The organism is Microbulbifer variabilis, assembly GCF_056232115.1.
In genome coordinates this window covers 3,947,489-3,961,551 of sequence record NZ_CP174325.1, presented here as the reverse complement: position 1 = coordinate 3,961,551, position 14,063 = coordinate 3,947,489, and the positions used below count along the sequence as shown (strand labels likewise).

Here is a 14,063-nt window from a genome sequence, read left to right as displayed (position 1 = left end):
GCAATTCACCTCCACGATAGGTCTTTTTACCAGGCATTGCATTCAATCAACTGGAGCGATCATAATCGCAGGGTACTGTGAGAACACCAGTGCCCACAAAGCCCCGCGCTTAATGCCTGCTCCTCTACTACCCTAGTGATTCAGGGATTGTCAGGCAGAGTCATCCTGTTTTTCGACGAGGTGTTCTGCCAGGTATTCTGATGGTTTAGTCAGGGACTTTATCCATGGCCTTTCTTATTCAGTGTATCCACTGGTTATCATTACTGGGTTGCCTTTATCTAAGCCTACGTCTGTTTCGCGACCTCGCAGATCTTAGCCAGTGGATTGTGCAAACTCCTCGTAAAGCGACAATGTGGACCTTCTATCGGAGGCACAAGATTGCTACTGCCGCAGGGATATTATGGTTGGTATCAGCACTGACGCTATGGTTTTCTGGCGCTGGCTCTGATGTCATTTTCTGGATCATCAGTGCCCTGTCTGCTTTCGCCTTCTACTCTGGGTATATCAACCCCTCTATTATGATGCGCGCGCAACAACATAATGCGCGCTATTTTTCCATAGCTGAGGCCCAAGAGAACCTATCCCCGGATACCAGCCTGATAGTAATTGACGCTAACGGCGAAGCTAGAGGTCACCCTGATGATCACATTCTTCGGCCACATGTGGCCGGTACAAAGGAAGGGCTAGCTGGTGAAAATGTGGTAATGACCTATTGTGGCCTGACTAATATGGGAATTGCCTACACACCCGAAATTGATGGGGAAGCCCTGGATTTAGGTGTTATGACCCAGATCGAGAATAATTTGGTGATGTGGGATAAAAAAACCGGGCAGCCAATTCAGCAGTTTTGGGGCACCCGTGAAGATGCAGGCCCTAAAGGGCCGAGGATGCCCGAATGGCCCAGCTATCGGATGCCGTTGTGGGCTTTTGAGAAAGCGTTTCCCAATGGGAAAATATTTCTGAACCCAATACCAAATTTTACCGACAACCCCTTTTTAGCCATCTTCGATCGCCTGATGCATATGATCTTCACTCACGCAATCTCAGATCAAGCTAAAAAAGAGGAACCTGCGTTTCCTACCATTAAGAAATTTGATAATAGGTTGCCGAATAAAACTAAAATTTACGGTGTTAATATCGGCGAAGACTATGTAGCTTATACAAAAGATTTCATTAAGGATCATGGTGGACTATTAAACGTAGAAATCGGTGGCCGGGATATTGTTATCGTTTACCATTCAGACCTCGATAGCGTTGGTGCATATTATAATGACAATGGTAGCCAGATCTCTAATGTACAGTTCGGCGGAGAGAGTAACGTGGGGAAGTTAGAACGCGTTGAAACGATGAAATCTGAAGCTTACTGGGTTGTCTGGCAAAATTTCTTCCCTGAAACAGATGTAAATCGCATACCCACTCAGAAAGCCAGCTCCTGATAACAGTTAAACAAGAAGCAACATCGGTCTAATATACTACCAGGCTTACTATTTTTAACACATGGTTACATCTGACTCTTGCAGTTTGGATTCCACAAAACTCAAAAAAATATCAATTTTCTTAGAACCTTTACGTTTCACTTTGTACAGGGCTCCTACCGTTTTATCTTTTCTTTCCAGTTCAGGGAGTAACTCTATTAATCTGCCTCTTTCAATATCTTTCTTACAGAAATAAGAGGGTAAAATAGCTATACCATTACCATTCAATGCCGCAGAGCGGGTATGGTAAGTTTCATTGGAAATTAAGTTGCCCTTGAATTGGTAATATTTCCCATCAATCAACCATCCATCTTCAAGGCCATTTAGCCTCGTCAACAATATGTTGTGTTGACTGAGTTCGCCTATTGAATACGGGCACCCATTTTTCGCTAAATATTCGGGTGATGCCACGAATACAGGATATATATTGAGTAGTGGTAGAGAAAAAAACTGACTATCTGGTAATGATTCAGATACGCGAAAGGCTATATCAATATCATCCTCAATCATATCCATGAGAAAGGGAGTAAAAATTAACTCGAGACTAAAGTCAGGGTACTCTTTTTGGAAATCATTGCAGATCTTGCTAAACACAGTTTTCCCTATGGTTTCAGGGAAAGTAATGCGTAACTTACCACGATCAAGACTACCAACCTCAGCGACCTGATCTTCCAGGTCAGTAAATGCACTGAGTATCTTCTGGCCGCTCTGGTATACAAGCCTGCCTGCTTCTGTAAGAGAAAGTGCTCTGGTAGTTCGGTTCAACAACACCTGGCCCAACACTTTCTCTAACTGTACCAATGTCTTGCTCACAGTTGGCGCTGATAATCCCAAGTGGCTAGCAGCTTTACTTAGGGAGCCATGATCCACTACGGCACAAAAGACACTAATCAAGTGGTACTTATCATATTCCCGCCGCACCGACTGTTTCCTTAAAGCTAATTATGACTTTCTGCTGATAATCTTTATCGAGACCTGCCAAATAGTAAACTCTAAACCCATACCAATCCACTCCGGAGATAAATCGATGAACAACTTAACTTGTCACTGTGGGGCCATCCATTACAAACTTTTCAATAGCTCAATCTCTCCAAAGACAGGTCGTGGAATAAGCTTTGTTGAGGCTTCAAATCCAGCAATGATTGAAGATCCATCAAAGCGGCTCAATACTTACTCTTTTGAGTCTGGACCAGTAAAAGAATATGGTTTTTGTAATCAATGTGGTGCAGCTATTTATCAAATAGACAATAGAGGACTGGTTCAACACGCCATACATAGTCATCAAAATTACCTAGCAGACTATAATGGAATTCTGAATTTTGGCTTTTAATGAGCCACGCCAATGGCTCAATCTTCAAACCAATCTTTGTCGTACAAAAAATAGTCGCCAACGGTAACGTAGCAATATGTCACTCTAACAAGCAACCACCAATAGCAGAAGTCTAATTACTGTTAACAACTATAGATAATACCCTGTGGACTATGTATTTTGGGAATCCGTGGATTATTTGAGTGTTAAGTAAGGATGTCTGCGGTTAAACCTTATCAAATGGTTGCTTACCCAGTTCTTCAACAATATGGTTGATAAAACTGGTAATTCGTAATGAAAGCGCGGTGTTACGGTAATAAACTGCATTAATGGATTGTTTGACTTCTACAGTTTGATCTGAGAATAGCTGCACCAATCGCCCAGCATGACGATCCCTCTGAGTCATAAAATCAGATAAGCAAACGATCCCTGCACCTGAGAGGGCTAAGTGCCGTAAAGTTTCCCCACTAGATGAAGCCATCGTTGGCTTAATCTGCAGTTTATCTCCGCTTCGTTCATAAAGCGGCCATTTGTTAAGGGATTCAGGCTTTGTAAAACCAAGTAATACGTGTTGGCCAAGTTCTTCTGCACTCTCTGGAGTACCATGCTGTTGTAAATAGCCAGGGCTAGCAAGTATTCGGACTTTGCTAGTCCCTATTGAGCGGGCATGTAATGTTGAGTCCTGAAGTTTCCCAATACGAAATGCCACATCAGTTCGCTTCTCTATCAAATCAGTTATTCCCTCATTACTGTTTAGCTCCAGCTCTATCTGGGGAAATTTAGCACGGAAGCTATTTATCAATGGTGCTATTACATGCAGCATAAATGGTGTGGCAGCGTCTATACGCAGAAGACCTGAGGGTTGCTTTTGACGAGCCGCCATTTGCTCCTCAGCCTCCTCCACTGAGATGAGAATATCCCGAGCATATTTAAGGAAAGCCTGCCCTTCTTCAGTGAGTTTCAAACGCCGTGTAGTGCGCTGAAGCAATGTCGCTTCCAGTTTACTCTCCAAGCGGGCGAGTGCACGGCTTACCCCAGATACAGTCTGCTCTAGCCTATCGGCAGCCGAAGTGATCGAAGCCGTATCTACCACAGTGGTAAATACCTGTAATTCTTGAAGGGTGATCTTCATTGTTGACTCCAAATCAATAGTCTATTGCTTATAGACGGCTTTTTCATCAAAAGCAACTAGAGCAGACTAGCCCCTCAAGCCACTGCCGTTGACTGCTGTCGCACAAGTGCTAGTAATCAGAAGCGCTTTACAGATTGCATGGTTAAGCGGAGTAGCAGGTTAGTCTGGGACTCTTAACAGGCTGGCCAATTAGTCAAAACCTTCAAAATTTATGAATTTGATTGATGGGAGTTCAAAGTGAAATTGAGAAATCTTTTACCCAGTAAACTCGGTTTTGGTACTGCACCTCTTGGCAATATGTTTCGCCAGATTCCAGAATCTGAGGCCTTGGCAACTGTAGAGTCAGCCTGGGATTGCGGCATCAGATACTTTGACAATGCCCCTTTCTATGGGGCCGGACTCGCCGAGATTCGCATGGGTGAGGCGCTATCTGGATTCCCACGCGAAGACTATGTAATCAGCACCAAAGTTGGCCGCTTGATATTGGATGAAGTTGAAGATAGTGGCGGCAGAGAACTTGGAGATAAGCGTGATATTTTCAAGTATGGCCGCCCCAATAAGATAGTTAATGACTATTCATACGATGCAACAATGCGCTCGATAGAAGATAGCCTCAAGCGCTTAAAAACCGATCATATTGAGATTGCATGGGTTCACGATGTAGCCCAGGATTTCTATGGTGACGAATGGCTTGGCATATTTGAAAGCGCGAGAAAAGGTGCTTTCAGGGCTCTTGATAAACTGCGTGATGAAGGCGTACTTCAAGCCTGGGGCCTGGGAGTAAACCGAGTGGAGCCGATTGAGATACTTCTTGATCTTGAGGAACCTCGCCCCGATGGCTTCTTACTAGCTGGCCGCTACAGCCTGTTGGATCATTCTCGAGCTCTTCAGAGAGTTATACCCCAGGTGATAGAACGCGACCTCAGTATCGTGGCCGGAGGTCCTTATAGTTCAGGAGCCTTGGTTGGGGGACCAAATTTTGAGTACGCGCCAGCACCAAAGCACATAGTTCAGAAAGTTTCTAAAATCAAAGCAATTGGTGATAGGTATGGAGTCAGCACTAAGGCTATTGGATTGCAGTTTGTTCTGGCTAATCCGGCTATAGCTGCAGTTATACCAGGTGCGAGTAAACCTAGCAGGATCAAAGAGGATGTTGAGGCTCTCGAAACCAATATTCCAGAGACACTATGGCAAGAACTACGTCAAGAAAAACTTGTCGATGAATCTGCTCCTCTACCAACTTGAGAATAAGGATTAGCATAAATAGCTAAGCGAGAAGAGGCGCGTGTGGCAACTGATAGGATGACTCATCTTATAGCCTGACTGCATCTCGTATCACTATGTTGGATTAATTCAGACTTGAGCTGGCGGACCATCACATGAAAAATGATAACTGTCAGATCAAGTCTGAAGCACTAAAACCAAACCAACACAAACACCACATAATGTAACAATTACAATCTCAGTTTGATTTACACTGATAACTTTATATTTAAATTAATATTAAGCAGTCCAGTTGAAGTACTGATTTTAACCTGACCTATTCTTAAAAAAATAGAGTTAGATATACTCTCAACGAGCCCTGTCAGTCTTTCCAAGATTATTATCAATTGAAGCGTGAAGAATTGTTCATACATGAATCTTGTGCTAAGAATCATTTTGTTTTCCTAGCTGATTAATAAGGAATTTAGCACGTTCCACTGTTTCAACTAATTTTGGGGGTACAGCATTGTCTTCCCAGTCCTGCATAAAGACCACAGACATTCCACTATTGAGATCACTAAACCCATACTGCCCATAGGAACCCGCAGTGTAGATGACATTGTATTCTGGTAAATACCAGGCTTGAGAACCATATGCCACAGGCGTTCCCAGTGCATTAGCAAGCGACTTGCCACTTTCTGATTTTCCAAGAAGGTCTTTGTCAAGATTCTTTACAGAATCATAGAAACTCTTTGGAGCCTTGCCCTGGGCGATCCACTGATGAAAAAGTGCATAGTCGCGCAGGGTGGTACTGATACCATAGGAAGGACTAGCAGTTCCATCAACCGTTAAGGCAATGGAGCCAGAACTATTTGCTCCAAAGTCATTAAAGAGATCCGAAAGAAGCTTGTTGAATGGGTGCCCTGAAACTTCCTCTGCTAGTATGGCCAGTAAATCGGTATTTTTATCATTGTAAGTATATACCTCACCCGGTTTATTCTGGACCTTAGCGTTCCTGATAGCATTACGATGTCCCGTTGGTTTGCCTGGCTTTAGTCCTTGTTCGATCTCAAATAAGAAGGCTTCACCTCCGGGCACATGATAATCCGTAGCGGGCAGCAGGCCGGAGGTCATATCAAGTACTTCTTGGACTTTGGCTTTGCCAATTTTTGAACCGGCAAAATCAGGTAGATAGCTTTCAATCGACTGATTAGGGTCGATCTTACCTTCATCAATCAGCTTTGAAATAATGACCCCTGCGTAAGTTTTAGAAGAAGACTGCAAAAGCTGAGTTTGATTGTGATCTAGCCCATTATCATAAAACTCTCCAATAATTTGATTATCCTTCATAATCAGGAAACCTTTGGTTTGCGTCGCAGTTAGAGACTCAACGAAAGGCCATCCCTTACGAATATCCAAACTTATATTAAAGGGCTCTTTAACGACTTCCAGCTTGGCGGGTTTTTCTGCCTCCATGATATGTACTGTACCGAAAATACCATACTCATCCCAATGCATGGACGTATATCTATAGTAAGGCCAACTTTGCATATTATTCTGATTGATTTCAGAAAGATCGAATGGACGATAAAAATCATTGAGTGTTACCTCGGTTTTGGCAAATGAGGGAGAAACATAACCGACTACCAAGATCAGGGCTGCACTCCAGGCTATAAAATATATTCCACTGCGCCTTCTTGATTTTAGGTTTTTTGGCATAGAGATATTTCCAATTTTGTTTAAGTAAATACAGTTTCGAGAACTACAGCTACTGCAATTACTGTGAATTTCCTATATGTTTCTTCAAATACAATAAAACTGTTCTGTATAGGGTGCAGACCAAAGAAATAATCAAATCGATCAAAGAGTCTTTTAGTCATGAAGAGAAAAACGCACTCAAAAGCAACGTATTTATCGAAGCACAAAGGCACTCAGGGAATGTTTTTAAAACGAGAAACCCAGTTATATACAATCTTCAAAATTCAGAATCGCAAAGTTAATAGGTTTGAGCCCTCTTAAGGCGTTCGCACCACCATCAAGCGCTCTTCTGTCATATCGGCGATTGCCCAACGTACACCTTCACGGCCGAGGCCTGAGTCCTTTACCCCGCCATAAGGCATGTTGTCCACACGCCAGCTGGGCACATCACCAATAACAACGCCCCCTACTTCCAAGGTATCCCAGGCCTTCTGTGCTCGATATAAGTCTTTGGTGAAGATCCCCGCCTGCAAACCAAAGGCACTATCGTTGACTCGCTCAAGGACCTCATCGAAATCATCAAAGGGCTCCAGTACTGCTACAGGGCCAAAGGCTTCCTGTTGGACTATTGAGCATTCGTGAGGCACACCTTCCAATAGAGTTGGATCGAGCATGGCGCCATCACGGCTACCGCCACACAGAAGTGTGGCTCCGTCATTAATTGCTTCTTCAACCCATCCGTGCAGTCTCTTTGCCTCCCCCTCGGAGATCATCGGACCAATAAAAGTCCCTTCGTCTTTCGGATCCCCCTTCTTAAGCTTTTGCGTCTTCTCCACTAAGCGCTGTTTCAGCTCTTCATACAGGCTTTTATGCCCATAGATACGCTGTACGCCAATACAACTCTGCCCAGATTGATAGAAGGCACCAAAGATCAGACGCTGCAAAGCGTCATCTAAGTCTGTATTTTCATCGATAACACAAGCGGCATTGCCACCCAGTTCCAATACCACCTTCTTACGCCCTGCCCTGGCCTTTAGGTCCCAGCCCACAGCGGGCGAACCTGTAAAACTGAGCAGCTTGAAGCGGTCATCCACGGTAAAGAGGTCTGCACCTTCCCGGTGGCAGGGCAGCACAGAAAAAGCCCCTTTGGGCAGGTCGGTCTCGGCCAGGATTTCTGCGATTATCAGTACGCCTATCGGTGTTCGGCTCGCCGGTTTCAATACAAAGGGGCAACCCGAGGCAATGGCCGGTGCCACCTTATGGGCCGCCAGATTGAGTGGGAAGTTAAAGGGAGAGATAAAGGAGCATGCGCCCACCGGTACACGTTTGACAAAACCACGGTAGCCCCTGGTGTTCTTGGAAATCTCCAAGTTGATAATCTCGCCATTGATACGTACAGTTTCTTCGGCGGCAACACGAAAAGTATCGATCAAGCGCGTAACTTCTCCGCGGGAGTCATGAATTGGCTTGCCAGCCTCAATGCACAATGACTCCGCCAGTTCCTCGAAACGCTCATGAAAGCGCTGAACACAGTGACTAAGTACCTCCTGGCGGCGATAGGGAGCTAGCTTTGCCATAGGCTTCTCAGCTAGAAGCGCCCAATCGATCGCACTGTCTATAGTTCTCGCATCCGCCATAGCTACGCGGGTTGCCACCTCACCTGAATACTTATCGGTGACCTCTAGATCCTCATTGGCGAATACGGCTTCATTAGCTAGATAGTAAGGGTATGCCTTTTGCAGCACGATCATTTCCTTTTAAGCGGTGGCTTTGGATTGGCAGGCATCCTGAGTGCCAGCGATAAGCTTCCCGAGTGTATAGGTTACGGCCGACCATTAATCAACCAAGATATGCTTATCAGTGAGATAGCAAGTGAAGGTTAAAAGCGACAAAAGAAAGGCAATTGCAGGGGGACTAATGAGAAGTAAATATCAATGAATCACCACTCTTCTTAAGAGTGGTGATACTGGAAAGAAGCTTTAGAGAGAAAGAGTTACTTTTCAGTCAACCACATTCCCACAGGTTCATAATTGAACTCTTTGTAAATTTTCTTTGTGGCAGCCGGGTTGTCAGACTTTTTATCAATGTCATAAACAGTCCAATTCAGCTCACTGTGGTTGAACTCAATTACCGCATAGCCATAGATGTTACTGACGAAGTCCTTGATATGGGGGTTGTTTAGCTGCACTCCACCGTTTAGCAAGGAGGTAAACACACTACCTACATCAATGCCCTTCTCCACCGTATCGTTCATGTTTGGCGAGGAGATAGAGGGAGTCATCAACTCAACACCCACCAGGTTATCGTAATTCCAGTTATTAATATTATTGAAGTTCACTTTCAGATAAGACGTAATACTGGAATGCAGATCGCCAGTCAGCACAACAAAGTTATCGATGCTGCTGTCTTTGATGCTTGAGAGAATTTTCTCGCGCTCCCACTGATACCCATCCCAGGCATCGTAATTGGCAAACACCAGGGGACGACCCAATGCAGTACCGGCAAGTTGCGCCAGCAAGGTCTGGTTGCCCCAAACTTTCCAGCGTGCAGATGAATTCACTATGCCATCAATAAGCCAATTGCGCTGTGTTTTCCCAAGCATGGTTTGGGATTCATTTTCATAGTCGGTGCACCAGTAATTTTCCCAGGCGGTGCCGTCCTTGCAAGGCTCTTTGGTGCGATAGGTACGGCTGTCGGTCATATAGAGATCGACCAGATCACCAAACTGGAAAGAGCGGTAAATCTGCAGGTAATCAAAAGCGTGGCTGGCTGCCTCATTCACTTTTACCCGCGCAGGGACATATTCAATCCAGGCCTGCTGGGCATCGCGGCGAAGTTGGCGCAACTGATCCGGGTTATTATTCCCGGTTTGGTATGGGTGAGATGGTACGCCCAGGGTATCGCGGTCGTAGTCCCAGTAGGCATTGTCCGCAGTTTCGTGATCATCCCAGGTGATGATGAACGAGTGCATTTCCATTGCGCGCTGCAGGTTCTTGTCTTTACGGTATTCCTTATAGATATGGCGGTAATCTTCCAGGTTCATCGCCACTGATCCACCGGAAGGCAAGGCTAAGGAGTGAACAATAGAATCTTCGAAGCCTTCATACTCCGCATACTCATAGATAAAGTCACCCAGGTGCAACACGCAGTGGACATCCTCATCCGCCAAGTGGCTGTAGGCATTGTAATAACCGGTGGTGTAATCCTGGCAGGTCACCACTGCCATCTTGATACTTTCCAGGCTGCCAGTTGGCAACGTGTGGCAACGACCAGTACGGCTGCAAAGGTTGCCGTACTTAAAGCGGTAGTAGTATCTCTGGTTGGGTGATAAGTAACCTTCCAGGTCAATATTCACCGTGTAATCACGATCGGCGGTGATGTCATCGGCACTGACCTCAGCACTTAGAATCGGCTGGGTAAAGCCTTCATCTAATGCCACATCAATATAGAGAGTTTGGCCAGATACGTACGCTGCCGGATTGATATGAGTCCAAAGTACAACACCAGTTTGGCTAGGATCTCCAGAGGCAACGGATAGATCAAAGACAAGGCCGTCATTGTCGATTTCAGAGTTGAATGGGCTACTACCGAGATTAAAACGCGCATAGGTTTCACTGCTGCTGGCAGCCAAAGAGCGAACGGTAAACGGCGTCAGCAGTGCAAGCCCCATACCTTGAACAAACGTACGACGAGAGACAGTCATAAACCCCACTTCCTGTTAGTTATGAGTTGCAAAATGTGAAAGGGGGCGGATTCTATAGAAGAACGTACCAACAAAGAAGATTTGACGGCCTATAAAGTCCGGGTAAACGGATTATTGAAGATGAAAATAATAAAATGACAGTAATGTCAATTTATTTGGCCTTAATTGAAAATCGCTTACAGATACTAAACCTCTTAAACAGTCACTAACATTAGTTATGCGGTAACGACAGGCACTCCCAGAAAGGAAACAAGCACTTTAATCCGTGGAGAAAACAAATAGTTTTCTTATAAAACACCAGGAAAATCGATCAATATTATTAGATTTGAGATACTTCCTTGAAGAGTATGCTCATAAATTTTAAGCGTGTTATCACTCAGAAGGCCGTATCTCCAAAGCCAATCAAACGCTTTCTATCGACATAAGGAAACAGTTTCAAGCCGCTGTATTACTGATGTTTTCTTTATTGAGCTCAAGCCTGGGAGCTAGAAAAAAGAGTCAATTTAGCCCACAATTTTTAGAGGGAAATAAAATTTACTCTAAACAGCAGCGCAACAAATATAGGCGCGGAAATTATCTTATTGGATTTTATTAAGATTGTTTTAATGTCAAAGCTCCGTAGAATTGGTAGATATTTATCGGTATTTGGGTCGCAATTAAGTTGAGCGGTATAAGTCAACACTCAAGAGATCCAAGAGTTTTTTAAAAGCCCAATTCCTCAAAGGAGAATGGTAGCGTGACATAAAAGTAAGTAAAAGGCGCTGACCCAAGGTGCTGAGAACACCTGGGGCCAGCTAACCAAATTGATAAGCAAGTATCAAAATGGCTCAATGGATAATACGCTAGAAACCCGCTCGTCTTCAATAAAGTCGAGTAGATTCAGCAGCTTGGAGTGTGTCCTCAAGCTCTGGGAGCGTTGCGCCCGCCTTTTCTTCTTCTACGCCTACCGTTCTCGTGCACCTCCTCTCATTTCCTTCAGACGTTACCTCCCAATCTTTCCCACCGAAGAAAGACCACCCCTTGTTTAAGTATCAATAGGAAATGAGTATGTTGATTTTAAAGCGCCGCACTGGAGAAAACTTAAGGATTGGAGCAAATGTCTCGGTCACAGTCTTGGAAGTTAAGGGGAATCAAGTAAAGATAGGAATAAACGCCCCTAAATCCCTGCCTGTTCATCGTGAAGAGATTTATAGGCGCATTAAAAAGGGACAGGAGGCGGATAACTGAATATGCCAAAAGGGTTGCCCTTTCAGCTGGATCACTATTTGGAGTTAGTCGATTGGGGCGGTTGACACTTTGACCCCAGGAAGCGAGGGTGTATTGCCGAAAACACGTCTCCTATCCTTGAACGGCTGGGTATTTCACCCAAACACCGGCTCTATCTCAACCGAAATTTTGAAAGCCGCTTTAAAGGCTTGGTGGGATCAGTGGAAGCAGTACAACAAGCCTGTACCCGGCTTAATAAATGCTGGGTACACGGCATCGGCGATTGCCGGCGTTTCCTTTCTGCCACGCCCTGCTGATTCTGCCCCCCACCCTAGCTACCTGCATTCCTCTTGGTTTCTACCGAAAACCCTAACTTTCGAATCCAAAACCTAATTCTTGATCCTTTCATTACGTCTTAGTATCAATCTAAGAAGAAACAGCCGCCAAGATGGCATCTGCGCCTCAGCTAACACCTTCCCCCTCAATTTATGGGTTTTCTGAATTTAATTTATGAGAGTCCTGAATTTACCATCTCCCAAACCATTTTAATCTTCCCTTCTCCATCTCTTAATAAATAAACCTAACGCATATAGCCAATAGAGAATCAAGACAATTAACGGTATCCAGCCAAGCCCTCCCAAATCGCGCTTAAAGAAGTAAGCGGAATAAATTATCACCCCCCAAAAACTCGTTAAGAAAAGTCCATTTTTAAATAAATCCCGAATAAAACAAAACATAGCTTTGCTCACCAAAAGGTTGGCCCTCCCTTCTGATGAGAAATAACCACCCCCCTCGCTATTTTTTACCGTAACGGAAATACTAACATTGGCAGCCCCACTTTCAGAATGAAAAGCATTAACCGCATCTGCGGTCACGAATTAGTTATCGTGTCACCTATTTGGGGAACATAAGAAATTTTAGCATCCAAAAAAATCTCATTAACGCCATCTATGGTTATCCTGAATTTACCAGTCTTGTTGAGCTAGAAAAAAATAAATCGCCAATGCAGTAGGCAATAGTACCGAAAAAGCCACATACTTTACAAAAACCTTGTTTTTATCACCTAACTCAACAGAGGCCGCCCTTAAACTCTCTTGGATATCATTTCTCAAAAAACGTATACACACAAAGTTAAACAGCATTACAGTAAAAGCTATCACTATTGCAGGAACAGTCCAACTCGAATATATACTAGCTACGTTTATTTCAAATAATATAGACATGAGCGCTGGTATACACGAAACATTTAGGCTCAATAAAAATGACATAAAGCAAATAGCATTTACTTTATTATGCTCATCGTGTGGACTCTTTTTAGCGATTGATATATAGCACGCCAAAAATAAATCGATGTATATTTTCTTTAAAAAAATCATGGAAACCTAACGTTTACCCGAGGTTGAACACATTGCATCAGTTAGAGGCTTACTTAAAGACTCAATACCGACTGTTGTATCAAAAATAAAATAACTAGCACCGCCAATCCACCCTGGAGGGCCACCTATAAACGCAATAGTTCCAATAGCCGCATCAGCAGAAGCTTTCCCCACTCCAGGAATATCCCCACTGATACCCACATTGACATCACCCCGAGGCCAGTCGTACCTTAACATTCCATTTTCCCTAGCGCAATCAACGACTTAGCAACCATTTTTGCCGGCGCCACTGGCCCATCATCACTTTTTTGCCCCGACGCGGGTTTTACCTCACTTTGATACTTCCCAATTGAGTTCAAATACCATTTTCCCACCGCCGTATGGTTTCTTCTCTCCATTCCTTGCTATTTAGATCAATTGAAAGCCAATAAAAGAAGTCTAAAAACTCCCTATCTAATCCATCAAAACTGTTATCCAAAAGCAGAAAGGGCCGCTGCAGAACTGGGTTAACATAAGTTTGATTGGTTAAAACCTTATCATTTGAGGAAACGCAAAACTTGTGAAGAAATCCTGGAAGCGGTCTACTCCAACTAAACTGTATATCAGGGGTTAATTCTATTGAGAAATCATCAGCACTAAAAAATAAGCTCTCATTTTCTAAATATAAGCATGCAAATCTCCACCGCTTCAAACTTAAATAGAAAACGCCATATCCAAAGGAGCTTTGATCTGACTTAAAATATTCAACTGAGTTTGGCGTCAACTTGGATAAGTTCTTCTCGAAGATAAAACTCTCTGATCTATTTAAAAAATTTACTAGTTGAACCATTTTAAAAGCCTACCAACCTACTAGCCATCTATTAGAACCGTTATTCGTAACCGTTCCCCTACTGATAACACCTTCTACACCTTTTTGAGAGATCAGATCTTTAGAAAATGGCCTATGGTACCTTCCTAGTAA

At 43.9% G+C, this 14,063-nt stretch carries 12 protein-coding genes; 4 read left to right on the top strand and 8 right to left on the bottom strand.

The window, feature by feature from the left end; genetic code table 11:
- Nucleotides 1–224 precede the first annotated feature (224 nt).
- Complete coding sequence (locus ACJJI7_RS17710; RefSeq protein ID WP_444901602.1) at nt 225–1,436, top strand: DUF3179 domain-containing (seleno)protein; 1,212 nt, start codon at nt 225–227, stop codon at nt 1,434–1,436.
- Nucleotides 1,437–1,490: 54 nt separating this feature from the next.
- Here ACJJI7_RS17710 and ACJJI7_RS17705 read toward each other — a convergent pair whose 3' ends face one another.
- Nucleotides 1,491–2,396, bottom strand: a complete 906-nt coding sequence (locus ACJJI7_RS17705; protein WP_444901603.1) for a LysR family transcriptional regulator — start codon at nt 2,394–2,396, stop codon at nt 1,491–1,493.
- A gap of 106 nt (nt 2,397–2,502) precedes the next feature.
- On the opposite strand from ACJJI7_RS17705, the gene ACJJI7_RS17700 reads away from it, so the two are divergent.
- Nucleotides 2,503–2,805, top strand: coding sequence for a hypothetical protein (locus ACJJI7_RS17700; protein WP_282950593.1), 303 nt, complete (start codon nt 2,503–2,505; stop codon nt 2,803–2,805).
- Between the two features lie 205 nt (nt 2,806–3,010).
- Here ACJJI7_RS17700 and ACJJI7_RS17695 read toward each other — a convergent pair whose 3' ends face one another.
- Nucleotides 3,011–3,916: a LysR substrate-binding domain-containing protein gene (locus tag ACJJI7_RS17695; protein ID WP_444901604.1), complete on the bottom strand. Its 906-nt coding sequence runs from the start codon at nt 3,914–3,916 to the stop codon at nt 3,011–3,013.
- 237 nt (nt 3,917–4,153) lie between these two features.
- Here ACJJI7_RS17695 and ACJJI7_RS17690 point away from each other — a divergent pair, with 237 nt between their 5' ends.
- Nucleotides 4,154–5,161 carry an aldo/keto reductase gene (locus tag ACJJI7_RS17690; protein ID WP_282950595.1) on the top strand — a complete coding sequence of 336 codons (1,008 nt, stop codon included), beginning with the start codon at nt 4,154–4,156 and terminating at the stop codon, nt 5,159–5,161.
- 402 nt (nt 5,162–5,563) lie between these two features.
- Here the strand turns inward: ACJJI7_RS17690 and ACJJI7_RS17685 are convergent, their stop codons facing one another.
- The 3 genes from ACJJI7_RS17685 to ACJJI7_RS17675 all read right to left on the bottom strand — a co-directional run bounded on the left by ACJJI7_RS17685 (nt 5,564) and on the right by ACJJI7_RS17675 (nt 10,520).
- Nucleotides 5,564–6,838 (bottom strand): serine hydrolase domain-containing protein, encoded by a 1,275-nt coding sequence (locus ACJJI7_RS17685; protein ID WP_020415419.1) that lies wholly within the window; start codon nt 6,836–6,838, stop codon nt 5,564–5,566.
- A gap of 296 nt (nt 6,839–7,134) precedes the next feature.
- Nucleotides 7,135–8,568 carry an aldehyde dehydrogenase family protein gene (locus ACJJI7_RS17680; RefSeq protein ID WP_475717094.1) on the bottom strand — a complete coding sequence of 478 codons (1,434 nt, stop codon included), beginning with the start codon at nt 8,566–8,568 and terminating at the stop codon, nt 7,135–7,137.
- Nucleotides 8,569–8,810: 242 nt separating this feature from the next.
- Nucleotides 8,811–10,520, bottom strand: coding sequence for an alkaline phosphatase D family protein (locus tag ACJJI7_RS17675; RefSeq protein ID WP_444901606.1), 1,710 nt, complete (start codon nt 10,518–10,520; stop codon nt 8,811–8,813).
- 1,047 nt (nt 10,521–11,567) lie between these two features.
- Between ACJJI7_RS17675 and csrA the strand changes: the two genes are divergently transcribed.
- Nucleotides 11,568–11,747 carry a carbon storage regulator CsrA gene (csrA, locus tag ACJJI7_RS17670; protein ID WP_353375426.1) on the top strand — a complete coding sequence of 60 codons (180 nt, stop codon included), beginning with the start codon at nt 11,568–11,570 and terminating at the stop codon, nt 11,745–11,747.
- Between the two features lie 524 nt (nt 11,748–12,271).
- Here csrA and ACJJI7_RS17665 read toward each other — a convergent pair.
- The 3 genes from ACJJI7_RS17665 to ACJJI7_RS17655 all read right to left on the bottom strand — a co-directional run bounded on the left by ACJJI7_RS17665 (nt 12,272) and on the right by ACJJI7_RS17655 (nt 13,931).
- Nucleotides 12,272–12,601 carry a hypothetical protein gene (locus ACJJI7_RS17665; protein WP_444901607.1) on the bottom strand — a complete coding sequence of 110 codons (330 nt, stop codon included), beginning with the start codon at nt 12,599–12,601 and terminating at the stop codon, nt 12,272–12,274.
- A 507-nt stretch (nt 12,602–13,108) separates the two neighbouring features.
- Nucleotides 13,109–13,339, bottom strand: coding sequence for a hypothetical protein (locus ACJJI7_RS17660; protein ID WP_444901608.1), 231 nt, complete (start codon nt 13,337–13,339; stop codon nt 13,109–13,111).
- A 118-nt stretch (nt 13,340–13,457) separates the two neighbouring features.
- The gene (locus ACJJI7_RS17655; RefSeq protein ID WP_444901609.1) at nt 13,458–13,931 is read right to left on the bottom strand and encodes a hypothetical protein; all 474 of its coding nucleotides are present in this window, start codon (nt 13,929–13,931) and stop codon (nt 13,458–13,460) included.
- Nucleotides 13,932–14,063: the final 132 nt, after the last annotated feature.

What these genes read in the sequence shown, in the direction of transcription:
- ACJJI7_RS17710 (WP_444901602.1), top strand. Translation starts at nt 225, where the DNA reads ATGGCCTTTCTTATTCAGTGTATCCACTGGTTATCATTACTGGGTTGC.
- ACJJI7_RS17700 (WP_282950593.1), top strand. Translation starts at nt 2,503, where the DNA reads ATGAACAACTTAACTTGTCACTGTGGGGCCATCCATTACAAACTTTTC.
- ACJJI7_RS17695 (WP_444901604.1), bottom strand. Translation starts at nt 3,916, where the DNA reads ATGAAGATCACCCTTCAAGAATTACAGGTATTTACCACTGTGGTAGAT.
- ACJJI7_RS17685 (WP_020415419.1), bottom strand. Translation starts at nt 6,838, where the DNA reads ATGCCAAAAAACCTAAAATCAAGAAGGCGCAGTGGAATATATTTTATA.
- ACJJI7_RS17680 (WP_475717094.1), bottom strand. Translation starts at nt 8,568, where the DNA reads ATGATCGTGCTGCAAAAGGCATACCCTTACTATCTAGCTAATGAAGCC.
- ACJJI7_RS17675 (WP_444901606.1), bottom strand. Translation starts at nt 10,520, where the DNA reads ATGACTGTCTCTCGTCGTACGTTTGTTCAAGGTATGGGGCTTGCACTG.
- csrA (WP_353375426.1), top strand. Translation starts at nt 11,568, where the DNA reads ATGTTGATTTTAAAGCGCCGCACTGGAGAAAACTTAAGGATTGGAGCA.
- ACJJI7_RS17660 (WP_444901608.1), bottom strand. Translation starts at nt 13,339, where the DNA reads ATGTTAAGGTACGACTGGCCTCGGGGTGATGTCAATGTGGGTATCAGT.
- ACJJI7_RS17655 (WP_444901609.1), bottom strand. Translation starts at nt 13,931, where the DNA reads ATGGTTCAACTAGTAAATTTTTTAAATAGATCAGAGAGTTTTATCTTC.